Source organism: Streptomyces sp. NPDC086147 (genome assembly GCF_040702165.1).
Classification (GTDB): domain Bacteria; phylum Actinomycetota; class Actinomycetes; order Streptomycetales; family Streptomycetaceae; genus Streptomyces.
Genome location: NZ_JBFBJO010000024.1, coordinates 62,987 through 86,337 on the forward strand (window position 1 = coordinate 62,987; position 23,351 = coordinate 86,337).

General features: G+C 74.6%; 21 protein-coding genes. 11 read left to right on the forward strand and 10 right to left on the reverse strand.

What is annotated here, in order from left to right:
* Positions 1-2: 2 nt before the first annotated feature.
* Positions 3-209 (forward strand): ferredoxin, encoded by a 207-nt coding sequence (locus tag AB0398_RS30670; protein ID WP_366378941.1) that lies wholly within the window; start codon positions 3-5, stop codon positions 207-209.
* Between the two features lie 58 nt (positions 210-267).
* On the forward strand, positions 268-1,455 hold the full coding sequence (locus AB0398_RS30675) for an acyltransferase (protein WP_366378922.1): 1,188 nt from the start codon (positions 268-270) through the stop codon (positions 1,453-1,455).
* 207 nt (positions 1,456-1,662) lie between these two features.
* Here AB0398_RS30675 and AB0398_RS30680 read toward each other — a convergent pair whose 3' ends face one another.
* The 3 genes from AB0398_RS30680 to AB0398_RS30690 form a co-directional block, all read right to left on the reverse strand.
* Complete coding sequence (locus AB0398_RS30680) at positions 1,663-2,631, reverse strand: aldo/keto reductase (RefSeq protein WP_366378942.1); 969 nt, start codon at positions 2,629-2,631, stop codon at positions 1,663-1,665.
* A gap of 95 nt (positions 2,632-2,726) precedes the next feature.
* Entirely contained in the window at positions 2,727-3,242 is a 516-nt protein-coding gene (locus AB0398_RS30685) for a hypothetical protein (protein ID WP_366378923.1), read from the reverse strand.
* A 101-nt stretch (positions 3,243-3,343) separates the two neighbouring features.
* Positions 3,344-3,943, reverse strand: coding sequence for a helix-turn-helix domain-containing protein (locus AB0398_RS30690; protein ID WP_366378924.1), 600 nt, complete (start codon positions 3,941-3,943; stop codon positions 3,344-3,346).
* A gap of 308 nt (positions 3,944-4,251) precedes the next feature.
* On the opposite strand from AB0398_RS30690, the gene AB0398_RS30695 reads away from it, so the two are divergent.
* On the forward strand, positions 4,252-5,682 hold the full coding sequence (locus AB0398_RS30695; protein WP_366378925.1) for an MFS transporter: 1,431 nt from the start codon (positions 4,252-4,254) through the stop codon (positions 5,680-5,682).
* Positions 5,683-5,974: 292 nt separating this feature from the next.
* Positions 5,975-8,734: an AAA family ATPase gene (locus AB0398_RS30700; RefSeq protein WP_366378926.1), complete on the forward strand. Its 2,760-nt coding sequence runs from the start codon at positions 5,975-5,977 to the stop codon at positions 8,732-8,734.
* Positions 8,735-8,816: 82 nt separating this feature from the next.
* On the opposite strand, the gene AB0398_RS30705 is transcribed toward AB0398_RS30700, so the two are convergent.
* On the reverse strand, positions 8,817-9,590 hold the full coding sequence (locus AB0398_RS30705; protein WP_366378927.1) for an AfsR/SARP family transcriptional regulator: 774 nt from the start codon (positions 9,588-9,590) through the stop codon (positions 8,817-8,819).
* 197 nt (positions 9,591-9,787) lie between these two features.
* Here AB0398_RS30705 and AB0398_RS30710 point away from each other — a divergent pair, with 197 nt between their 5' ends.
* The 6 genes from AB0398_RS30710 (at position 9,788) to AB0398_RS30735 (ending at position 18,400) form a co-directional block, all read left to right on the forward strand.
* Positions 9,788-9,991 (forward strand): DUF6059 family protein, encoded by a 204-nt coding sequence (locus AB0398_RS30710; RefSeq protein WP_366378928.1) that lies wholly within the window; start codon positions 9,788-9,790, stop codon positions 9,989-9,991.
* 88 nt (positions 9,992-10,079) lie between these two features.
* A complete protein-coding gene (locus AB0398_RS30715) occupies positions 10,080-10,916 on the forward strand; it encodes a hypothetical protein (RefSeq protein ID WP_366378929.1) in 837 nt (278 codons plus the stop codon).
* 167 nt (positions 10,917-11,083) lie between these two features.
* On the forward strand, positions 11,084-15,289 hold the full coding sequence (locus AB0398_RS30720) for a SpoIIE family protein phosphatase (protein ID WP_366378930.1): 4,206 nt from the start codon (positions 11,084-11,086) through the stop codon (positions 15,287-15,289).
* The gene (locus AB0398_RS30725) at positions 15,289-15,570 is read left to right on the forward strand and encodes an STAS domain-containing protein (RefSeq protein WP_366378931.1); all 282 of its coding nucleotides are present in this window, start codon (positions 15,289-15,291) and stop codon (positions 15,568-15,570) included. The genes AB0398_RS30720 and AB0398_RS30725 overlap by 1 nt, the downstream gene beginning before the upstream one ends.
* A gap of 194 nt (positions 15,571-15,764) precedes the next feature.
* Complete coding sequence (locus AB0398_RS30730; RefSeq protein WP_366378932.1) at positions 15,765-16,175, forward strand: STAS domain-containing protein; 411 nt, start codon at positions 15,765-15,767, stop codon at positions 16,173-16,175.
* Positions 16,172-18,400 carry a SpoIIE family protein phosphatase gene (locus AB0398_RS30735; RefSeq protein ID WP_366378933.1) on the forward strand — a complete coding sequence of 743 codons (2,229 nt, stop codon included), beginning with the start codon at positions 16,172-16,174 and terminating at the stop codon, positions 18,398-18,400. The genes AB0398_RS30730 and AB0398_RS30735 overlap by 4 nt, the downstream gene beginning before the upstream one ends.
* Here the strand turns inward: AB0398_RS30735 and AB0398_RS30740 are convergent.
* The 5 genes from AB0398_RS30740 to AB0398_RS30760 all read right to left on the reverse strand — a co-directional run bounded on the left by AB0398_RS30740 (position 18,381) and on the right by AB0398_RS30760 (position 21,705).
* On the reverse strand, positions 18,381-19,085 hold the full coding sequence (locus AB0398_RS30740; RefSeq protein ID WP_366378934.1) for a lysoplasmalogenase family protein: 705 nt from the start codon (positions 19,083-19,085) through the stop codon (positions 18,381-18,383). The genes AB0398_RS30735 and AB0398_RS30740 overlap by 20 nt on opposite strands.
* Before the next feature lies 1 nt (position 19,086).
* Positions 19,087-19,920, reverse strand: a complete 834-nt coding sequence (locus tag AB0398_RS30745; RefSeq protein WP_366378935.1) for a sterol desaturase family protein — start codon at positions 19,918-19,920, stop codon at positions 19,087-19,089.
* A complete protein-coding gene (locus AB0398_RS30750) occupies positions 19,917-20,642 on the reverse strand; it encodes a GntR family transcriptional regulator (RefSeq protein WP_366378936.1) in 726 nt (241 codons plus the stop codon). Before AB0398_RS30750 ends, AB0398_RS30745 begins: the two co-directional genes overlap by 4 nt.
* A 104-nt stretch (positions 20,643-20,746) precedes the next feature.
* Positions 20,747-21,247, reverse strand: a complete 501-nt coding sequence (locus AB0398_RS30755) for a helix-turn-helix domain-containing protein (RefSeq protein ID WP_366378937.1) — start codon at positions 21,245-21,247, stop codon at positions 20,747-20,749.
* Between the two features lie 29 nt (positions 21,248-21,276).
* Positions 21,277-21,705: an alpha/beta hydrolase gene (locus tag AB0398_RS30760; RefSeq protein WP_366378938.1), complete on the reverse strand. Its 429-nt coding sequence runs from the start codon at positions 21,703-21,705 to the stop codon at positions 21,277-21,279.
* Here AB0398_RS30760 and AB0398_RS30765 point away from each other — a divergent pair.
* Positions 21,595-22,092: a hypothetical protein gene (locus AB0398_RS30765; RefSeq protein WP_366378943.1), complete on the forward strand. Its 498-nt coding sequence runs from the start codon at positions 21,595-21,597 to the stop codon at positions 22,090-22,092. The two genes, AB0398_RS30760 and AB0398_RS30765, sit on opposite strands and share 111 nt — an antisense overlap.
* A 393-nt stretch (positions 22,093-22,485) precedes the next feature.
* Here the strand turns inward: AB0398_RS30765 and AB0398_RS30770 are convergent, their stop codons facing one another.
* On the reverse strand, positions 22,486-23,235 hold the full coding sequence (locus AB0398_RS30770) for a DUF6193 family natural product biosynthesis protein (protein WP_366378939.1): 750 nt from the start codon (positions 23,233-23,235) through the stop codon (positions 22,486-22,488).
* Positions 23,236-23,351: the final 116 nt, after the last annotated feature.

Below are 23,351 nucleotides of genomic sequence, written 5' to 3' on the forward strand. Positions count from 1 at the left end.
CGATGCGGCTGCGCGCCGACCGGGAGTCCTGCATCAGCGGCGGCCGCTGCATGGCCACCCTTCCCGAGGTCTTCGACCAGGACGACGAGGGCCTCGTCGTCGTCCTGACCCCGGAACCCGCGCCGGAACACCACGACAAGGCCCGCGAGGCCGCCTACCTGTGCCCGGCACGGGCCATCGACATCACCGAGCGGACGTCCCCGCACTGACCCGGCGACGGCCCCGCACGAGCCCCCCCGCACGAGAATCCCCGACGAGAAGAGACCCATGTCCTCCCAGCCGACGGAGCCCTCCAGACTCCCCTCGCTCACCGGAATGCGCTTCGCCGCCGCCTTCCTGGTCTTCCTCTGCCACTCCTTCGTCCTCGGCTTCTACCACCCGGACACCGAGGCGGCCCTGCGGCCCTACGCCTTCGCGATCGGCTGGCTCGGGGTGGAGTTCTTCTTCGTCCTCAGCGGCTTCGTCCTCACCTGGTCGGTACGGGAGGGGCAGCCGGCCGGCCGCTTCTGGCGCCGTCGGCTGGCCAAGGTCTATCCGAACCACGTCGTCACCTGGTTCGCCGCCCTCGGCCTCGCGCTCTGGGCCGGACAGACGCTCGACCTGGTCAAGCTGCTGCCGAGCCTGTTCCTGGTGCACACCTGGTACCCGCGGCTCGACGTCATCCTGTCCCTCAACGTGGTCACCTGGTCCCTCGCCTGCGACCTGCTGTTCTACCTCGCGTTCCCGCTCCTGTACGCCCTCGTCCGGCGCATCCCGGCCCACCGGCTGTGGTGGGCCGCGGGCGCCCTCGTCGCGGTCGTCATGCTGCTGCCCGCCGTCGCGCAGGCCTGGCTGCCGGGCGCGCCGAAGCTGCCGGGGCAGGACATGTCGCTCACCCAGAACTGGTTCCTGGTGTCCTTCCCGCCCGTACGCGCGCTGGACTTCACGCTCGGCATCGTCATGGCCCGGATCGTCCGCACCGGCGGCTGGATCCGGCTCGGCCCGGTGCCGGCGCTCGCGCTGCTCGTCCTCGGCTTCGCCGTCCAGGTCTCCCAGTTCCCCGGCGTCTACAGCCTCACCGCGCCGATCGTGGCCCCGCTCGCCCTGCTGATCCCGGCGGTGGCCACGGCGGACGTGCGCGGCGGCTTCTCGCCCTTCCGGGGCCGCGCCCTGCAGTGGCTGGGCACCGTGTCGTACGCCTCGTACCTCGTGCACTTCCTGGTCCTGACGTACGGGCACACGGTCCTCGGCGCGGGCCGGACCTGGGACGTGGTGCAGGCCACCGGCCTCCTCGCGGCGCTGTTCGCCGTCACCACCCTGCTCTCCTGGGCGCTGCACCGGTTCGTGGAGGAGCCGGGGATGCGCAGATGGGGGCGGACGCGGAAGATCCCCGCCCCGCACGCCGTCCCGCTGCCGACCCCGGCGGCGGACGGAAAGGCCCCGGCGGCGCCCACCGCGCCGGCGGCGTCGGACTGACCCGACACGGCGGAAGGAACGCGTGCGGTGCCCTCCTGCCCCCGGGACAGGACCTGTCCCCGACCACCCCGTCGCGGGAAGAGGCGCCCGGGCAGGGGGCCGGTGAAGGGGACGACGAAGGACGGTGGGGCGGCCTCCCTCTCGGGGAGGCCGCCCCACCGTCCTTCGTACGGGCCGGAGAACCCGGAAGGCCCGGGAACCCGCCCGTCACTCCTCGATGTACGCGAGGCTCTGTTCGTTCCAGCGGGCGCCGTGGACCTCGTCCGCCGGGACCGCCGCCTCGACCGCCGCGAGTTGCGACGGGGTGAGCCGGAGGCCGACCGCCGAGGCGTTCTCCGCCAGGTGCCCGGGGTCGCCGGTACCGGGGACGGGAATGACGTCCGGCCCCCGGTGGTGCAGCCAGGCCAGCGCCAACCGGGCCGGGGTCGTACCGAGTTCGGCCGCGAGCGCGGAGAGCCGGTCGGCCAGCGGCAGGTTCGCGGCGAGGTTGTCCCGGGTGAACCGGGGCAGTCCGAAGCCGCGGAAGTCGCCCTCGCCGAACGCGTCGGCGGAGCGGACCGTGCCGGTCAGGAACCCGCGGCCGAGCGGCGCGTACGGGACGACCGCGATGCCGAGCCGCCGGCACACCCCCGCCACCTCGCGCTCGATGCCCCGCGACCACAGCGACCACTCGGTCTGCAGCGCGGCCACCGGGGCGACGGCGTGCGCCCGCTCCAGGGTCCGCGGCCCCGCCTCGCTCAGCCCGAACTCCCGGATCTTGCCCTCCTTCCGGAGTTCGGCCAGCGCCCCGACGGTCTCCTCGACGGGGACGTTCCGGTCGGGGCGGGTGAGCGTGAACAGGTCGATGTGCTCGACGCCGAGCCTGCGGAGCGAGGCCTCGCAGCTCTCCCGGACGTGGGCCGCGTCGCCGCGGATGCCCGTACCGACGCCCGGGCCGGGCCGGACGACGCCGAACTTCGTCGAGATCACCACCTCGTCGCGGCGCCCGGCGACCGCCCGGCCGATCAGCTCCTCGTTCGCGCCGTGCCCGTACACGTCGGCGGTGTCGAGGAGGGTGACGCCCAGGTCGAGGGCGCGCCGGATCGTGGCGATCGCGGTCTCCGGGGCGACCGGCCCGTAGAACTCGGACAGGCCCAGGCAGCCGAGCCCCTGGGCGCCCACGGTCAGCGAGCCGATGCGACGGGTGGGAAGCGGCGCGGGGGGAGCGGGGGAGGGGGGTGCGGGCGAAGGGGCGGCGGGGCGCGCCGCCGGGGTCGGTGACACGGCGGCCGTCACCTCCGGTACAGGACGATCGAGGACTCGTACGTCGTGTGCGACTCCTTGGCCACCGGGCGGAACTGCCGGAAGCCGATCGCCCCGCGCAGCGGACCGCTGACCACGACGGCGGGGAACGTCGCGTGCTCGCCCGCGGTCAGCCGGGCGTCGTCGACGAGCCCGCCCGCCCGGACGACGTTGCCGTCGTCGAGCGTGATCTCCTCGCCGAAGTACGCGATGAAGTGCCCGTCCTCCTCCCGGCGGTAGAGCATCCGGCCGGCGCCCTCCGTCCGCCCGATCCGCGTGCCGTCGGGGCCGAAGATCTCCAGCCGGACGGTGGCGAAGTCCTTCTCGGTGGGCGTGGTGCCGGTGGGGTCCGGGTTGTTCGACTCGTACGCGACGACCTTCTCGGTGAGGTCGCGCAGGATCAGCGACCTGCCGGTGTCGCGGAGGGCGCCGACCTCCGGGGAGACGGTCTTGGGGGGTGTGGCGACCAGCGGCGTGAGCCAGTCGGACAGGACCTGCAACACCACGATGAGCCCTCCTGATGCGGGATGTGCCGATTCCCGCCCGACGCTAGGAGGGCCCTCTCAAGCGGTCCTAAAGGGGCGGATCGGGGCCGTCCGCCCGGGACTCATCCGGCCTGCGGGTGCGCGACGATGCCCTCCAGGACCAGGCGCAGGTACCGGTCGCCGCGCTCCCCTCCGCCGGGCAGCGCGTTCTCCCGCACCCAGGCCGCCCCGCTGAGCAGGTCGAACAGCTCGTCCGGCGTGACGTCGGCGCGCACCCGCCCGGCCCGCTGGGCGGCGCGCAGCAGCTCCGCGCCGCTGCTGTGCATCGCGGCGCACGCGGCGTGCGAGGGCGTGCCCTCGTCGTACATGCTCCGGGTGAGGATGCCGACCAGGCCGCGGAACGTGCTGAAGTGCCGTACGGCGCGGCTCATCCAGGCGGCCAGCGCCTCCAGCGGGTCCCCGTCCCCGGCCAGGCTCTCGGCGCGCGCGACGAGGTCGGCGAGCCCGTCCCGGGTGGCCGCCTCGACCAGCGCGGCGCGGGTCGGGAAGTGCCGGTAGAGCGTGCCGATCGCGACGCCGGCCCGGGCGGCGATGTCCTCCAGGGAGGCGTCGGAGCCCTCCGCCTCGAAGGCCTTGCGGGCCGAGGCCAGGATCGCGTCGTAGTTGCGGGCGCCGTCGGCCCGCTTCGGGCGCTGTGCGATGTAGGGCGGGTTGTCTGCCACGGGGCCTCCACTTGACTACCTGAGGTCGCCTCAGGTTAACTGCGGCCAACTAACCTGAGGCTGTCTCACGATAGTAGCCCGCGCCGGCCGGCCGCGCACCGGCCGACCGCGCGCCGACGGCCCCGCCGCTCCGGCGGGCCCCCTGCCGGACGCCCCGCTTCCGGCGGCACCACCGCGCCCGACCGGCTCCACCCGACCCGCTCCACGCGAACCGCTCCATCCCGACCACATCACCCGATCCGTCCCATCCGTCCCGCCGCACCCGATCCGCATCCCGGCGGACGGACGCCGACCGTGGAGGACCACCCGTGACCGCAGAAACCGTCCCCGACGGCATCCCGAAGGACGCCGCCCCCGCACGCGCCCCCTGGGGCCTCGCCCTCACCGCCATCGTCGGCGCCGAGTTCATGCTCCAGCTCGACGGCACCATCGTGAACGTCGCCCTGCCCGCCCTCCAGAAGGACCTCGACGTCACCGTCGCCTCGGCCTCCTGGGTGCCCAACGCCTTCCTCCTCGCCTTCGGCGGCCTGCTGCTCCTCGCCGGCCGGCTCGGCGACGTCCTCGGCCACCGCAAGGTCTTCCTCGGCGGCATCCTGCTCGTCGTCGCGGCCTCGCTGCTCGCCGGCCTCGCCCCCAACCTGGAGGTCCTGCTCGTCGGACGCGCCCTCCAGGGCGCCGGCGCCGCCGTCGCCGGACCGACCGGACTCGCCCTCCTCGCCCTCGTCTTCGAGGGCGAACGCCGACAGCGCGCCTTCGGCCTCTACTCCACCGTCACCGGACTCGGCGCGTCCGCGGGCATGGTCCTCGGCGGCCTCCTGACCTGGGTCGGGGACTGGCGCTGGAGCCTCCTCGTCAACGTCCCCGTCGGCCTCGCCCTGCTGCTCGTCGCCGTCAAGGCGCTCGGCACCGACGACGGCCCCACCCGCCGCCGCTCCCTCGGCCTGCCCAGCGCCGTCCTCGTCGGCGGCGCGGTGACCGCCCTCGTATACGGATTCGTGCACGCCGCCGAGAAGGGCTGGAGCGACACCGGGACCGTCGTCCCGCTCGCCGTCTCCGCCGTGCTGTGGATCGCGCTGTTCGCCGTCGACGGGCGCAGCGCCGAACCCCTCCTGCCCGGCCGGATCTTCGCCGACCGGGTGCGCGCCGGCTCCTTCCTCAACCTGCTGCTGCTCGCCGCCGTCCTGACGAGCTACCTCGTCTACCTGGTCCAGTACCTCCAGAACGTGCTGGGCCTGAACGCCCTGCAGAGCGGCCTCGCCATCCTGCCCTTCGGCGCCGCCCTGCTGCTCACCACACAGGTCCTCACCCCGCGCATCGCCGCGATCGACCTCAAGCTCCGCGCGATCGGCGGCCTGGTCGTCGTCCTCGCCGGGGTGGCCTGGCTGAGCCTGCTCGACGGCGACAGCACGTACGCCGCCGGAGTCCTGCCCCAGATCGTGCTGATCGGCGTCGGGGTCGGCGTGGCCATCATCCCGTTCAACATCATCATCCTGACGACGGCCCCGCCCGAGTACGCCGGCGTCACGGCCGGAGTCCTGCAGACCGCCCTGACCATCGGCGGCTCGGTCGGCCTCGCGGTGCTGCTCGTCCCCTTCACCGGGGGCAGCGGCGAGACCGCCGACACGATCTCCTCCGTGTTCCTCTGGGCCTCGGCGCTGACCGTCCTCGCGCTGCTCGTCGCCGTCCTGTTCTGGTACGGCCCGGGAGCGAGGAGGGCGGCCGCCGCGCCCCGGGAGTGAACCGCCCGCCGGGGCCCGGGACCGGAGCGGTCGCCGAGGCCCCGGTGCGGAGCGACCGCCGGCGGGCCGGGACGTCCCTCCCGGCCCGCCGGCCCGTCCGTACGCGGTCGGCCCGTCCGCACGCGGTCGCCCTGCCCGTACGCGGTCGCCCGTCCGCACGCGGTTGCATGAAGGTTTTGTTGCGGGACAAACCTCCCTCCCTCCGCTCTCCTATGCTGCTGTCCGCCCCGCCTTCCACGTGATCCCGGGGTGCCCGGACCGCAGTTCAGACCGCGGAAGGAGACCTGCCGCCATGGTCACCGCCCTCGCATCGCGACACGCCCGCACCACCGTCCGCCACACGGAACGGGACACCCTCAGGCAGATCGTCCGGTCGGCCGCGATCGGCCGCGACACCGTCGTGGAGCTCACCGGCGACCCCGGCTCGGGCAAGACGGCCCTGCTCACCGCGCTCGCCGCGGACGCCCGGCGCGAAGGCCTCGTGACGCTGCGCGGCCTGTGCGTCGCCGACGCCGGGGAACCGGCCTCCTTCGCGCCCTTCCTGGAGGCCCTCGGCGGCCCGGGCTCACCGGGCGCGCCCGGCGCCGACGGCCCGTCTCCGGAGATCGCCCGCCTTCTCCACCGGCTCGCCCGGCCGCCCCGGGACCCCGGGACCCTCGTCCCGGCCGGCGGCGGACTCACCCGCGACTGCCAGTACTACGCCGAACTGCGCGGCCTGCTCGCCGACTGCGCCGCTGCCGCACCGCACGGACTCCTGCTGGTCCTCGACGACTTCCACTGGGCCGACCCGTGCTCCGTACGCCTCCTGGAGACCCTCATCCGCCGGCCGGTGGGCGGCGGGCTCGTCACCGTCGTCGCCCACCGCCCGCGCCAGGCCTCCGTCGGACTGCGCCTCGCGGTCCGGCACGGCGTGGAGCTCGGCACCGTCGACGAGGTCGGCCTCGGACCGCTGACCCCCGCGCAGAGCGCCGAACTCCTGGGCGCCGCGCCCGACACGCCGCGACTGCGCCGGCTCCACGCCCGCAGCGGGGGCAACCCGCTCCGCCTCGTCGCCCTCGCCGCCGCCGACGGCGGACCCGACGACCCCGCCCACCTCGACGTCCGCCGGGACCTGGAGACCCGGCTGCTCGCCGAATGCGCCCCCCTGACCGCGCAGGAGCGCCTCGCCGCGCACGCCGCCGCCGTCCTCGGCGAGGCCTTCGACGTCGAGTCGGTCGCCGCCGTCACCCGGTCGCCCCACGCCGAGGCCTGCCACGCCCTCGGCTCCCTCGAAGCCCGCGACCTCGTCCGCACCGCGCTCCGCCCCGGCACCCTGGCCTTCCGCGACACCCTGCTGCGGGACTTCCTGTACGCCGAGGCCGACGCCTGCTGGCGCGTCGAGGCCCACCGCCGCGCCCTCGTCCACCTCACCCGCCGCGGCGCCCCGCCGGTGGACCTCGCCCCGCACATCGTGCGCTCCGGCGCCCTCGCCACCCCCGAGGACCGCACCGCCCTCGTCGCCGCGGCCAAGGACGCCCTGCCCGCGGGCCGCGCGGGCCGCGCCGCCCAGTGGACGGTCTTCGCCCTGCGGCTCCAGCGGGCGGCACCGGACGGGTCCGGGCCCGACCTCGTCGGGCGCGACGTGTGGCTGCCCGTCGTCCGCGCCTTGGCGGCCGAGGGCGACCTCACCCGGCTGCGCTCCGTGACCCGCGAGGTCCTCGCGGCGTTCGCCGACCGGCCCGCCGCCGAGCGGGTGCCCGCCGTCGTCCCGCTCGCCCTGGTCCAGGCCGCCGCCGGCCTGGTCGAGGAGGCGCAGGCCCTGCTCGTCCCGCTGCTCTCGGCCCGCCACACGAGCCCGGAGCAGGAGGCCGCGCTGCACGTGCAGTCCCAGCTCCTGTGGGTGCTCGCCGGCCAGCTCCCGCCCCGCGCGGACGTGGAGGCGCTGAACCGGCACCTGGCGGGCGCCTCCCCGCTCACCGCCGGCGGCGCGCTGGCGCTCCAGGGCCTGAGCACCGTCTTCGCCGGGGACCCGAGCGCGGCCGAGAGCGCCCTGGACGCGAGCGCCCAGCTGCTCGACGGCCTGGAGCCGGGCGCGCACGACCGCGTCGACGTCTTCGCCTGCTACCTGCTCGTCCTGGCCTGCGGCGAGTCGGCCATGGGCTGGTACGGCCCGGCGCAGGCCCATGTGGAGCGGGGGCTCGCCGTGGCCCGGCTGCGCGGCGACCTCCCCCTGCTGCCCGCGCTGCTCAACGTCCTCGCCTACGTCGCCTACCAGTCGGGCCGGACGGCCGAGGCGCTGGAGACCGCGCAGGAGGCCCGCGCCGTCGCCCTCGCCGCGGGCCGGGACCACCTCGTGACGCTCGCCGACGCCGTCACGACCGCCGCCTGGGCCTGGCTCGGGGACACCGGTCCGCTCCGGCCGCGCCGCACCGCGCCGGACCCGGCCCACGGCGACCTGCCCCGTACCTCCGTCGTCGCCCTGCTGCACGCCGAGGCGGCGCTCGCCGCCGGCGACGGCGCGGGCGCGCTGGCGCTGCTGTTCCCGGGCGACACGCGCCGGATGCCCGAACCGCCCGCCATCCTCGCGCCGCGCGTGTACGAACTCCTCGCGGCGGCCTGCGCGGCCACGGGCGCCGACGCCGGCGAGTGGGCGCACCGCGCCGAGTCCGTCGCGGCCACGGTCAACGTCGCCGAGCAGCGCGGCCACGCCCTGCTGGCCCGCGGCCACGACCTGCGGGCGCGCTCGCTCCCGGAGCGGGCGGCGCGCTGCTACGAGGAGGCGTACGGGCTGCTCGGCGAGACGGCGGCCGGCATGCGCGCCCGCGACCTGGCCCGCGCCGCGACCGCGGCGGCCCGCGCCCACGGGGGCCCGGACGGCGGCGCGCTGGCCGAACTCACGCTGCGGGAACGGCAGGTCGCGGAGCTCGCGGGCGAGGGGCTCAAGACCCGGGACATCGCCGCACGGCTCCTGGTCAGCCCCCGTACGGTCGACGTCCACCTCACCCGGATCTACAGCAAGCTCGGCGTCCACACCCGCGCCGCACTGGTCCGGCTGATGGCGCGCGCGGCCTGAGCACGGCCCTCCGCCCGGGGACGGGGAGACGTCCCCGGGCCCGGCCGGAGGCCTCCGCCCGGGGACGCGCCCCGGGCGGCGCTCAGCCCGCCGTGGGCAGATCGAGCAGCCGGTCGGAGGTGAGGATCGCCCGGTGCAGCAGGCGCAGCGAACGGTGCGGCTCCAACCCCAGCTCGGCCCGCAGCACCCGCTGCGCCGAGCGGTAGACCTGAAGGGCCTCGGCCTGCCGCTCCGAGCGGTACAGCACCAGCATCAACTGCCGGTAGAACGACTCCCGCAGCGGGTACTGCGCGGTCAGCGTGCTGAGCAGCCCGATCACCTCGCGGTGCCGGCCGAGCGCCGTGCGCGCCTCCACCGACAGCTCCAGGCCCTGGAGCCGTTCCTCCTCCGACCAGGTCGCGAACGAGGTGAGGACCGGCCCCTCCGCGAGCCCGTCGAGCACCGGACCCCGGAACAGCCCCGTGGCCCGCTCGAAGTGGTCCAGGGCCTCCTCGTGCCGTCCGGCCGCCCGCAGGCCGCGGCCCAGCCGCATGGCCTCCTTGAACTCCTCGACGTCCCAGGCGGCCCCGTCGAGCCGCAGCTCGTACCCGAGCGGCCGGGTGACGACGGCCCCGCCCTCCGGTGCGCCCGCGCGGGCCAGGAACTTGCGGAGCTGGGATATGTACACGTGGACCGCGGCCGAGGCCCTGCGTGGCGGTCTGTCCCCCCACAGCTCCGTGACGAGCCGTTCCTTGGTGATGACCCGGCCGCTCCCGATCAGCAGGGTGGCGAGCGTCGCCTCCACCTTCGGGGCGGACAGCGAATGGCTCTGCTCGGCGTGGCGCACGCGGAGGGGCCCAAGGAGTTCGTAGCGCATCGAGTCCTCGTCCAGTAGGGGAACAGGTGTCTGTGCTTCGGTGGCTGATTCACTGTCACCTCCGTCCCGGGGTCCACGCATCGGGGAAAGTACGTACGTAGCGCGCGCCGCCCGCGCCCGCCGCCCGCGGACGGCCGCGACACGGCCCCGGCCTCCGGCTTTGGCGCCGCTTTGGCGCCCGGCCCGAGAGTGCGGGAATGCCGCGCTTCCTCCTCCGCCGCCTGACGGGGCTGTGGGAGGCCCTGATCGCCTTCGGCCACCTCTGGGTCCACATCCCCGTCCCCCCGCCCGCCGACCCCACCGGCCCCGCCCCCGGCCACCCGGAACGCCTGTGCCCGGACGTCCCGCCGACGGACCACGAGCGGGCCCTGTGGAACGACCTCACGGGCGGCATCCGGTGACACGTCCCCGGACCGGGCGGTCCCACCCCGCCGGAGTACGCCTCGTACGCGTGTTTAGGCTGGTCGTCACACCACGAGGAGACGCACCATGCCCGTCCGCCCCAGCATCCTGTTCGTGACCGATCTCGCCTATCAGGCCCGGGGGCGGCGCTACTGCGACGAGGACATCCTCCTGACCTCGCGGCTGCGCGACGCCTTCGACGTGGCCCTGTGCCACCCCCGGGACGCCGCGGCGCTGATGGACGCCTTCGACGCGGTCGTGGTCCGCAACAGCGGGCCGGTGCTGCACTACCGCGAGGAGTACGACGCGTTCCGCGAGCGGGCCGCCGCACGGGGCACCCGGGTCTACAACCCCCTGCACGGGCGCGGAGACATGGCCGGCAAGCAGTACCTCCTCGACCTCACGGCGGAGGGATACCCGGTCATCCCCACCGTCGACCGCCCCGAGGACCTGCACGTGCTGCCCCGGGCCGAGCGGTACGCGGTCAAGCCCAGGGACGGGGCCGACTCCATCGGCCTGACCTTCGTCTCCCGGGACCGGCTCGACGGCCTCCCGTACGGCGACATCCTGGTCCAGCCGGGCGTCGACTTCCGCTACGAGGTGTCCTTCTACTACGTCGACGACGCCTTCCAGTACGCCCTCCACGCCCCCGACACCGACCGGCGCTGGGTCCTCGAACCCTACGAGCCGACCGACGCCGACCTCGCCTTCGCCCGCCGCTTCATCGACTGGAACACCCTCGACCACGGCATCCAGCGGGTGGACGCCTGCCGCACCCGGGACGGCGGACTGCTCCTGGTCGAGCTGGAGGACCTCAACCCCTACCTGTCCCTCGACCGGGTCCCCGACCGGACCCGCGACGGCTTCGTGACCGCCGTGACGGCCTCCCTGCACCGGTTCCTGGACGCCGCGCCGCGCATCTGACGGGACCCCCGGAGCCCCGTCCCGCCCGTCGTCGACCACCGTGGCCACCACCACGCGTGCGGTTGTCTTATCCTACGGATGCGCCAGTGAATCCTCGGGCGGTGGAGAAGCACTCCGGCGTCTCCTGCGAGGTACCGGACCTGTGGCGTCCGACGAAAGGGTGGTCTGTGACGCGCTCGGAGGACGGCGGGCCCGCCACGCCGTCGACGGCTGTGACCGGGGTGTTCGGCGCCGACAAGGGCATCGGCGAGGACCTCGCCCGGGTGGACTGGGCGGCGACGCCGCTGGGACCTCCGCAGGACTGGCCGCAGAGCCTGCGGACCGCCGTGAGCATCCTGCTGTCGTCGAAGTTCGCCATGTGGATGGCCTGGGGGCCGGAGCTGACGTTCTTCTGCAACGACGCCTACCGGCGCGACACCCTGGGTCAGAAGTACCCCTGGGCGCTGGGCCGCCCCGCCGGCGAGGTGTGGTCGGAGATCTGGGACGACGTCAGTCCGCGCATCGACACCGTTCTGAACAGCGGCGAGGCGACCTGGGACGAGGCGCTGCTGCTGTTCGTCGAGCGCTCCGGCTACTCCGAGGAGAGCTACCACACCTTCTCCTACAGCCCGCTGCGCGACGACGACGGCGCCGTGGTGGGCATGCTGTGCGTGGTCAGCGAGGACACCGAGCGCGTCATCGGCGAGCGCCGCATGGCGACCCTGCGCGACCTGGGCTCCGACCCGAGCGTCATCCGCACCGAGCCGGAGATGCTCGACTTCGCCGGCGAGCAGCTCCGCCGCAACCCGCACGACCTGCCGTTCGCCCTGACCTACCTCTTCCAGGACGACGGCACCGCCCGCCTCTCCTCGGCCGTCGGCATCCCGGCCGGCCACCCGGCGGCGCCGGAGACCCTGCCCGCGGGCTCCGCGTCCGTGTGGCCGGTGGACGTTCCGGCCCGCGGGGAGTCCCTGCTGGTGCCCCTGGACGGCGCGCCGTACGGGGACCTGCCCTCCGGGGCGTGGGAGGAGGCGCCCACCCAGGCGCTGGTCGTCCCCCTGCTCCAGCAGGGCGGCGCGCCGTACGGCTTCATGGTGGCCGGCCTGAACCGCTACCGCGCCCTGGACGAGGGCTACCGGGGCTTCGTGGAACTGGTCGCCGGGCACGTGGCCACCGGAGTCTCCAGTGCCCGCAGCTACCAGGCGCAGCAGCGCCGCGCCGAGGAGCTCGCGGAACTCGACCGCGCCAAGACGACGTTCTTCTCCAACATCAGCCACGAGTTCCGCACCCCCCTGACCCTGATCATGGGACCGGTCCAGGAACTGCGGCAGCAGCTCGCCGACGCGGAGCCGCGCGTACGGGAGGAGCTGCGGGCCGTCCACCGCAACGGACTGCGCCTCGGCAAGCTGGTCAACACGCTCCTCGACTTCTCCCGCATCGAGGCGGGCCGGATGCAGGCGAGCTACGAACCGGTCGACCTGGCCGCGGTCACCGGCGAGCTGGCCAGTGTGTTCCGCTCCGCCGTCGACAAGGCCGGCCTGGACTTCCACGTCGACTGCGCGCCCCTGCCCGAGCCGGTGTACGTCGACCGGGGCATGTGGGAGAAGGTCGTCCTCAACCTGCTCAGCAACGCGCTGAAGTTCACCTTCGACGGCGCGATCCGCGTGCGCGTGGGCGCGGAGGACGGCGAGGCCGTGGTGACGGTCGCGGACACCGGGATCGGCGTGGCGGCCGAGGAGATGCCCCGGCTGTTCGAACGGTTCCACCGCATCGAGAACGCCCGCTCCCGCTCCGGCGAGGGCAGCGGCATCGGCCTGGCCCTGGTGAAGGAACTGGTCGGCCTGCACGGCGGCACCATCACCGCCACCTCCACCGAGGGGGAGGGCACCCGCTTCACCGTCCGGCTGCCCTTCGGCTCCGCCCACCTGCCCGCCGACGCCGTCCGGCCGAAGACGGGCGCCGACGCGGCCGGTGCGGAGACGGGCACCGACGCGTTCCCCGCCACCGCCGACCCCTTCGTCCAGGAAGCCCTGCGCTGGCTGCCGGGCGAACGGACCACGGCGACGGCCCCCGCCTTCGAGGCCGCCCCGGAGGCCGCGGAGACCGGCGACGCCGTGCGGACGCCCCGCCCGACGGCCCCGGCATGGGTGCTGATCGCCGACGACAACGCCGACATGCGCGAGTACCTCACCCGGCTGCTGCGCGGCGCCGGCCACCTGGTCCACGCGGTCGACGACGGCCGGCAGGCCCTCGACGCCATCCGCGCGCAGGCCCCCGACGTGGTGGTCAGCGACGTCATGATGCCCCGCCTGAACGGCCTGGACCTGGTCCGGGAGCTGCGCGTCGACCCGCGCACCGCCTCGGTGCCGGTCCTGCTCCTGTCCGCCCGCGCCGGACAGGAGGCGTCCATCGAGGGCCTGCGGGCGGGCGCGGACGACTACCTCGTCAAGCCGTTCGCGGCGGCCGAACTCCTCGCCCGGGTCGAGGCCAACGTGAAGCTGGCCCGGCTGCGCAACCACCACGCCCGCTGGCGCACCGCCCTGATCGACTCGCTCCAGGAGGCCTTCTTCGTCTGCGACGAGGACGGCGCGGTCATCGAGATCAACGCCTCCTTCACCACCATCCTCGGCTACGGCCCCGAGGACCTGCCCTACCGGCCGGTCCACCCCTGGTGGCCGGACGCCGCCGTGTACCCCGAGGCCCACCGCCAGGTCGCCGAGGCCTTCGCCACGCTGACCGGCCAGGAGCGGGGCAGCTACACCATCCCGGTCACCCACCGGGACGGGCACCGCCTGTGGGTCACCGCCACGTTCAACCAGGTCCAGGACCCCGACACCGGCCGCACCGTGATCGTCGGAACCTTCCGCGACGTCACCGCCGAGCACTACGCCGTCCAGCGCGAGAGCGCCCTGGCCGCCCTGGGCGCTCGTCTGTCCCAGGCCCCCAGCCTGTCCGACGCCACGGCCGGCGCCCTGGAGGAGCTGAAGGAGGTGTGGCAGGCCCGGCACGTCGCGGCCGCGGTCTTCGGCCACGCCGACGAGCCCGTCCTCACCGCCACCGACCCCTCCCTCACCTGGCGGGGCCTGCCCGCCGAACGCCGCCACGCGCTCGCGGACCTGTGCCGGCAGCCGGAGCTCACCCCCGTCACCGACGGGAACGGGGCCGCCGTCCTCCTGGAGCACCCCGACGGCCCGCTCGTCCTCCGGATCGACCTCGACGAACAGCGCCCCTTCACCGGCGAGGACCAGCTCCTGCTGTCCCTCCTGGCCGGACGCCTGACCCAGGGCCTGGCCCGCGCACACCAGATCGACCAGCAGCGCGAGACCGCCATCGCCCTCCAGCGCGCCATCCTCGGCCCGTCCCACCTGCCCGACGGCTTCGCCGTCCGCTACGAGCCGGCCACCCGGCCCCTGGAGGTCGGCGGCGACTGGTACGACACCGTCACCCTGCCCGACGGCCGCATCGGCATCGTCGTCGGCGACTGCGTCGGCCGCGGTCTGGAAGCCGCCAGCGTCATGGGCCAGCTGCGCAGCGCCTGCCGCGCCCTGCTGCTCCAGGACGCCGGTCCGGCCCAGGTGCTCATGGCCCTGGACCGGTTCGCCGCCGGCGTCCCCGGCGCGATGTGCACGACCGTCTTCTGCGGGGTCCTCGACCCCGGCACCGGACGACTCACCTACTCCAGCGCCGGACACCCCCCGGGCATCCTGGTCCGCCCCGACGGCACCACCCGGCTCCTCGAGGACGGGCGCTCCCTGCCCCTGGCCGTCCGTCCCGGCACTCCGCGCCCCGAGGGCAGCTGCACCATCTCGGCCCGCTCCACCCTGTTGCTCTACACCGACGGACTCGTCGAACGCCGCCGCCGCCCGCTCAGCGCGGGCATCGACCAGGCGGGTGAGGCGCTCCAGGCCGGCCGGGACACCGCGATCGACGACCTCGCCACCGACGTCATGTCCCGGCTCGCCCCCGCCGGCGGCTACGACGACGACGTCGCCCTGCTGCTCTACCGGCACCCGGCCCCGCTGGAGATGTCCTTCCCCGCCGAGTCGGGCCAGCTCGCCCCCGTCCGCAAGGCCCTGCGCGGCTGGCTCGACCAGTGCGACCTGCCCCCGGGCACCGTGCAGAACGTCCTCGTGGCGGCGGGCGAGGCCTGTGCCAACGCCATCGAGCACGGACACCGCGACGCCCCCGGCGACACCGTCTACTTCCGCGCCGAGGCGTCCGTCGACAACCTGCGCCTGACCATCGCGGACACCGGCCGGTGGAAGGTCCCGCAACCCGAGCGCAACGCCCACCGCGGCCGCGGCATGGCCCTGATGCGGGCCCTGATGCAACAGGTCACCGTCACCCAGGGCTCCACCGGGACCACCGTAGACATGCACACGAGGATCGCCTGATGACCACACCCCTGACCCTCACGCCCGGTCGACGGCCGGACGGCACGGCCGTGCTGACCGTGGTCGGCGAGATCGACATGAGCAACACGCACAGCCTGGCCGCCGCGCTCGACGACACCCCCGGCCCCCTCGTCCTCGACCTGACCGACGTCGAGTACCTCGACAGCGCCGGCCTGAGCGTCCTCTTCTCCCACGCCGACCGCCTCGAACTCGTCGCGGGCCCGCTCCTGGACCCGGTCCTGACCATCTCCGGGCTGACCGGCCTCACCACGCGCCACTAGGGGACCGAAAGTCCCGGTGTGGCGCGCCGACGAGGGGGTAGGGGTCCGTTTCGGTCCGGACGGAACCCGGCGGTGACGAGGACCACGGCTCACCACCCGGAAAGCGGGATTCCGGGCAAACCGAGCTGAAAGTAGTATTCTCCCGGTCTTTACCATGGATTCCCGCTGGGAACCGTACGCGGAGGGAACTGAGGGTGTTCGCGGTAGACGTCAGACGGGACACGCGAGGAGTGGTGTTCGCCCTGCGCGGGGACCTCGACTTCCACAGCGCGGTGCAGCTGTACGAAGCAGGCGACAGGGAACTGGCCCCGGACCGGGAGACGGGCGCGGTGGTGGTCGACTGCACCCACCTCACGTACTGCGACTCCACCGGCATCACCGCCCTGCTGAAGCTGTACAACCAGCTCTCCGCTCAGGGCCAGGTCCTGCGCCTGGCGGCGGTGCCCGCATTCCTGGACCGCCTGTTCACCCTGACGGGGCTGAACCAGATCTTCTCCCTGTACGCCGACACCGACGAGGCCCTCGCCGCCCACGCGGCCGACCACGGCGCACTCGCCGGGGGCGCCGACGACCCGGCACGACCGGGCGAGGAACACGGCGCATGACGGGCGCGTCAGGACGGCGGACGTCCCGGCCCGCCCAGGCCTCGCCGGTGCCGGCGGCGCGCGCCGCCGACGGCGTGGAGGACGATCTGCGGGCCCTGTTCGGACAGTCGATGGCCGTCTTCGCCTCCCTGGCCGGACCGGCGCACATGCTGGAGACGGCGAACCCGGCCTTCTTCGCGGCGATCGGCGGACCGGAGCGCACCCGCACCGGCGTGCCGCTGGGGCAGCTCATGCCCGAACTGGCCGCCCAGGGCTTCATCGCCCTGCTCGACCGGGTCTACCGCACCGGAAAGGCCCACGTCGGCCGGAACGCCCGGGTGCTCCTCGGCGAGGGCACGGACGCCCGTGAGGCGTTCTTCGACTTCACGTACGAACCCCGCCTGGACGCCGGCGGCAACGTCATGGGCGTACGGATGATCGGGGTGGAGACCACCCAGGTCCAGCACGCGCAGCGGCTGACGGCCGAGCACCGGGCCCTCCTGGAGCAGATCGCCCGCCAGGCCCCCCTGTCCGAGGTCCTGGAGGGCATGGCCCGCGTCATCGAGGACCTCGCCCCCGAGGAGGTCCTGGTGTCCGTCCTGCTCGCCGACGCCGACGGGAGCCACCTGCGCCACGGCGCGGCCCCCAGCCTGCCCGACTTCTACAACCAGGCCATCGACGGCATCGCCACGGGCGAGGGCGTGGGCTCCTGCGGCACCGCCGCGCACCGCCGCCGGCCGGTGACCGTCACCGACATCGCCACCGACCCGTTCTGGGACGACTTCCGCGACCTGGCCGACAAGGCCGGCCTGGCCGCCTGCTGGTCCACCCCGATCCTGGCGCGCGACGGCTCGCTCCTGGGCACCTTCGCGATGTACCACCGCACTCCGCGGACCCCGCGGGAGGCCGACCTCGCGCTCGCCCGGGTCTTCGCCGACACCGCCGCCCTGGCCATCGAACGCCACCGGGCCGAGCAGGCGCGCCGGGCGGCGGAGGCCCGCGAGGAGGCCGCCCGTGGCGACCTGGCCTTCCTCCTGAACGCCAGCACCGTCCTCTCCTCCGACCTGGACGCCCTCCAGACCCTGAACCGGCTGGCCGCGGCCTGCGTACCGCGACTGGCCCCGCTGGGCGCGGTCGACGTCGTCGAGGGCGGCCGGGTCCGCCGCGTCACCACCGCCGCCCCCACCCGGCACCAGCAGGACCTGCTGGCCTCGCACATCCCCGTCTACGACGCCGACGACGACGCCGTCGCCCGGGTCCTGGCCTCGGGCGTGACCGAAGTGGCCCGCCGCGTCCCCTCCGGGCCCGGCCCCTGGCAGGAGCTGGGAGTCACCGGTTACGTGTGCCTCCCGCTCCTCGACCGGGGCACGGCGTTCGGCGCCGTGACCCTGCTGTCCACCGGCGAGCACGCCTTCGACGGGCACACCGTCGCGCTGGCCGAAGAGCTCACCCGGCGCGCCGCCCTGGCCGCGCGCAACGCCCGTCAGTACACCCACCGCGCCGCCCTCGCCCGCGATCTGCAGGCCGGGCTGCTCCTGCCCGACCTGCCCCGGGTCCCCGGGGCCGAGGTGGCCACCTACTACCATCCGGCCGGCGAGGGCCTCGACATCGGCGGCGACTTCTACGACGTCTTCCCCCTGGAGGGGGACCGGTGGGCGTTCCTGCTCGGCGACGTCTGCGGACGCGGCGCCATCGCCGCCACCACCACCGCCCTGGTCCGCCACACCGCCCGCGCCGTGGCCCCCCTCCTGCCCGGCCCCGAGGCCGTCGTCACAGCGGTCGACCGGGCCCTGACCAACCGGCCCGCCGGGCACGGCACCGGCTTCGTCACCCTCGTCTACGGCGTGCTCACCCCCGCCGGGGACGGCCTGGACGTCGAACTCGTCCGCGCCGGCCACACCATGCCCCTCCACCTGGACGCCCGGGGGACCGTCCACACCGTCGACGTGCCCGGCGCCCTCCTCGGCATCGGGACCGGGACCCACCTCACCACGCACCGCCTCCGTCTGCGGCCGGACGAGAGCCTCCTGCTGTACACCGACGGCATCACCGAGGCCCGGGACGCCGACGGCGAACAGTTCGGCGAGCACCGCCTCACCGAGGCCCTGGCCGGCCTCCCGGGCGGGGCCGGCTCCCACCGCGTCGTCGAGACCCTCACCCGGGCCGTACGGGCCTTCACCGGCGACCAGGGCATCGACGACGACCAGGCCGCCCTGGTCCTGACCGCTACCCGTCGGCGGGAGTGACGCCGGTCCGGGACGGGTCCGGTCCTGGAGCGCGCACCGGTACGGCGGCCCGCCGCCGGCCGGCGCGTTCCCGCCGGCCGGTGAGGGCGGTCACCAGCAGGACGAGGGCCACCGTGTACGTCGGCATGACGAACAGGGACCGGCCGGGGAAGTCCATCCCGGCCGCGCCCAGGCCGATGAGCAGGTCCGAGACGAAGAACACCGCTCCGCCCCAGGCGGCACGGGCCCCCTCGACGTGCGCGGTGCAGGCCGTCACCACGAGGGCGAGGCAGTAGAGGGGGAGCGCGACGGCGAGAGCCGGGTCCAGGGCGGGCGCCAGGGCGGCGACGGCGGCGCACCACACGGCGAGGTACGCCCCGCACAGCAGCCGGCGCCGCCGCAGGTGGGCCACGGCCCCGGCGCGTACGAAAGCCGTCGTCCAGCAGATCTGCGCGCCGAGGAAGAGGGCGAGCCCGACGGCGAACGCCACCGGTCCGGGGAACAGGAGCGCCGTGTCGCCGGCGGCGGCGAAGCCGAGGCCCGTCAGGAAGGCGCGGTGACGGGTGCCGGTGGCCCGCCACAGGTACAGGGCGAGGACGGGTGCGAGCAGCGGCTTCGTCGCCCATTCGAGGACGGGGACGTCGAGGGCCACGCCGGTGATGTCGACGGCGGCCAGGGCGGTGAACAGCGCGAGCAGCGGCGGCACTTCAGCCCTCCGCCTTCGGCGTCCAGCCGGGCGGACCGAAGAGGTGACCGGCGCGGTCGCGCCAGCCCCGGGCCGCCCGCACGTCGCGCCAGGCGGCCGCGTACTCGTGGAAGGCCACGCGGACCGGGTTGTGGGTCGCGATGTTCTTCCTCAGTCCGTAGACGACCCGCTCGCCCTCCGCCTCGAAGGAGCCGAAGAGACGGTCCCAGACGATCAGGATCCCCCCGTAGTTGCGGTCCAGGTAGACGGAGTTGGAACCGTGGTGGACCCGGTGGTGGGACGGCGTGTTGAAGAACCACTCGACGGGACGCCACAGCCTGTCCACGCGCTCGGTGTGCAGGAAGAACTGGTAGATCAGGCTGAAGGACTGCTGGAGGAGGATCATCCACGGCGGGACGCCGAGCAGGGCCAGCGGCAGCCAGAAGGGCAGCGTGGTCATCGGCGTCCAGCTCTGCCGCAGGGCCGTCGACAGGTTGAAGCGGACGCTGGAGTGGTGCACGACGTGGCTCGCCCAGAGCAGCCGCACGCGGTGGTGGGCCCGGTGGAAGACGTAGTACGCGAGGTCGTCGGCGAAGAACAGCAGGACCCAGGTCCACACGGAGCCGGGCGACAGGTGCCAGGGGGCGAGCTCGTAGCAGGCGGCGTAGGCGAGGAGGGTGAACGCCTTCCACGGCAGGCCGACGACCTGGCTGCCCGCGCCCATCGACATGCTCGTCGCGGTGTCGCGGAGCTCGTAGCCCCGCTCCTCGTCGTCGGGGAGGAAGCGGTACGAGAGCGCCTCGACGACGACGAGGAGCACGAAGGCGGGTATCGCGAACACCACGGCGGGGATCATCGCGGCCCTCCCGCCCCGTGCCGGACGGGGACGGCCGGGACGCTGCGACCGAGCAGCTCACGGGCGAGCCGCTCGGCGGCCTCCGCCTCGCCGGCCGCGATGTGGGCGGCCAGGCGCACATGGGCGTCGACGTCGAGGAGTTCGGCGGTGCGCAGGTCCATGGGGACGTCACCGACCGTGAGGGTCCCGCCGACCAGGCTGTTGAAGGAGAGCAGATAGGCCAGGTTGCCGGAGCCCTCCACGATCAGGCGCCACCAGGCGACGTCGGCCTCGCCCAGGGCGGCGAGGTCGGGACCGGCCTGGGCGTAGGCGCCGGCGGCCTCGACGACCGCGGCCGCGGTCTCCCGCGAGCAGCGGGCGGCGCACAGCCGTGCGGCGTCGGCACCGATGCAGGCGCGCATCTCCAGCGCGTCGCGGGCCAGCTCCGGGAGGGCGGGGCCGGCGGCGGCCCGGGCGATGCCGACGGCGAGTTCGAGGCCGGCGGTCCGCCTCCAGTCGAGGACGAGGGTGCGCCCTCCGTGGCTGACCTCCACGAGCCGGGCCTGCTGGAGGCGCTTGACGGCCTCGCGGACGGCGTGCCGGTTCACGCCGAACTCGGCGGACAGCTCGCGTTCGGAGGTCAGGGGGGTGCCGGCGGGGAGCGTCCCGGTGAGGATACGGTCCCGGAGCACCGCGTGAAGCTGGTCGGAGACCGCCTCGCGCCGGAGGGGCTGCTGCGTCATGGCGATGAGAATGAGCCACGTTCCCGAACTGGTCAACTGGTTGGACCAGATTTTCTTAAGGGGGGGTGGCGCGTCGGACGGCGTGCCGACGGGCGACCGGCCCGTCACGGGCCCGCGTAGCGCCGCCGTGCCCGAGGAAGGGCGGCCTGGTCCTCCGGGTAGCCCGGTCCGAAGCGGGGGCGGACGTCGGAGGAGCGCAGTGGTTCGCCGCAGGAGTCGCAGACCACCTCGGCGTGGACGTGGTGGCCGCAGGACCGGTGCTCGAAGAGGACCGGAGGGCCCGACGCGTCGGCGAGCCAGCGGTCGCCCCAGGCCGCCATGGCCATGAGTACGCCGAAGAAGTCCTGACCCTTCTCGGTCAGGACGTACTCGTGCCGCAGGGGCTGTTCCTGATAGGCCCGCCTGGCCATGATGTCGAGCTCGACGAGCCGGCGGAGCCGCTCGGCGAGCGTCGCGCGGGCGATGCCGAGTTCGCTCTGGAAGTCCTCGAAACGCCGGGTGCCGTAGAACGCCTCGCGCAGCACGAGAGGGGTCCACCAGTCGCCCAGCAGGTCGGTCACCCGGGCGACCGAACAGGGCCAGTTCTCGAAGGACGTCCGTCGCATCGGACCAGCGTATAGCGGGGCCGGAAGGCTCAGGACGGCGGCGGGCGCTCCTCGGCCTCCGCGAGGAACTCCCGCAGCGCCGCGTTCACCGCGCCGGGCTGTTCGAGCGTCGGGGTGTGGCCCGCCGCGTCGACGGGCGTCAGACGGGCTCCTCCGATGCGCGCGGCGATCGCCTCGGCGTCGGCCGGGGGCGTGGAGACGTCCTCGACGCCGACCAGGACGAGCATGGGGCCGTGATCCGGTGGAGCTCGTCGGCCACCGGGGGATGGTCGGCGACCGCTGCTGGGCAGTTTCCACCTCAACTCGGCCACGGGGGCGGCGATGATGAGCCGGCTCAAGGTCTTCCGATGAACAGCGCGACCGCCGTACGGGCGCTGCCGCGGCCGTCCTTCCCGTCGGCGGTGACCGCGTGCGGACTGTGCGGCGCCGCGGCACTCCTGAACCTGGCCCTGTGGCACGGATCCCTGCTGTCCGCCGCGCGGGGCGCCGCCGGAACGGCCCTGATGACGCTCTGGCTGATCATGACCTGGGGCGTCGCCCCCGGAGCCCTGACCCATCTGGTGGTCGAGAAGGGCCTGCGACGCGTCTCCTCGCGGGCGCTGCTGACCACGACGGCCGTGAGCCTGGCCCTCGCCTGGGGCATCAGCGCGCTGCTGCACGCCTTTCTCACCGATCCGCGGTTCCGTGCGCAGGCCATGAACGGCCCCGGTCACCACCACACGGCGCACCCACCGGACTCCGACGCCGTCGGACTGCTGCCCCTGCTCGTCCCGGTCACCTACGCCGTGGTCCTCACGGTGATCCTCGGACACCGGCGCACCGTCACCGCGCGGGCCGCCCGGTGACCGGTCCGGCCGGGCGGATCAGGCACCTGGAGGAGTCCCTCGTCGTCACCGCGCCCGCCGACGTCGTCTTACGCCTGCTCGACGATCCGGCGCGGATGGGAAGCCTGAGCCCCGAGTGCGCCGGCGTGTGGGTCCTTCGCCCTCGCCCGCGCCCTCATCCCACGCGGCGCAGACGAAGCGCGGCGCCGTTCTCCTCGCGGACGAGTACGGCGAAGTCCCGGCGGTCCGTCCGGTGGGTCCGGCTCGCGCCGTCCACCGCGCACCTCACCATCGGCTCCAGCCCCTGACCCGGCCCGCCGATCACCGCCGTACGAGCGCCCGCCGGGAGAGCCGGCGAACGGGGGTGAGGGCCGGGGCGAGCGCTCCGGCAAGGTCGAAGGCGCGGCGTGCCCGTCAGCCGTCCGTGCGGGCGGGAGGCCGACCGGAGCCGGCGTCGGGCAGCAGCCGTACGAGGTGCGCGACGGCCTCTTCGGCGCCGGCGACGGCCGTGTGCGCGGAGGCGGGTTCCCGCAGGCTGCCGACGAGCCATCCGTGCTCCCCGTGCGGGGTGGCCTGCGGGAAGGCGTCGGAGTGCGGCGGGAGCGGGGTGTCGCTGAAGGTCAGGGCGGCGTGGGAGACGATCGGGAAGAGCGCCCTCAGCCGTGGGGCCGCGTAGGCGGCTTCGACCAGCCGCCCGTCGATCGCGTCCGCGGGCAGCGCGCGGACCTCCTCCCACCGGTGGGGGACGGCGCGTCCCTCTTCCAGCGCCACGGCGAAGGGGAGGACGTCGAGCGCGGGCCAGCGGTGCCCCATCTCGGCCAGCGGCAGCCGCCCGTGCCAGGCGCCGAGCATCTCGACGGCTTCCGGCAGGCCGGCGACCGCGCCGCGGGCGGCATTGCCGATCCAGGGCCGGGTGAAGCGGACCTCGACGACGTGCCGGTGGCGTTCGAAGGACAGGACGCAGGTTCCGCGGTCGCTGTCCATGGCGACGGCGAGCACGTCCTGCGCGGCGTCCCAGTCGCCCCAGGGGCGGGTCGGGGCGAGCGCGGCGCCCGCGGCCTCCGCCGCGCGGCGGAGGCCCCGGAGCGGGTCGCCGCCGTCGGCCGCGAACTCGGGGTAGGTGCGGGTGTCCAGGAGGGCGCGATGGCCGGGCTCGGGGTGCATGGTCCGTCCGTGATCGTTCGTGAGGGCTCTGATGGCCCGTCGTGGTGGAGGGGCCGGTTCCGGCCGGGCCGCCCGCGCGGGGCGGCCCGCCCCGAACCGGCCCGCCGGGCCGCGGG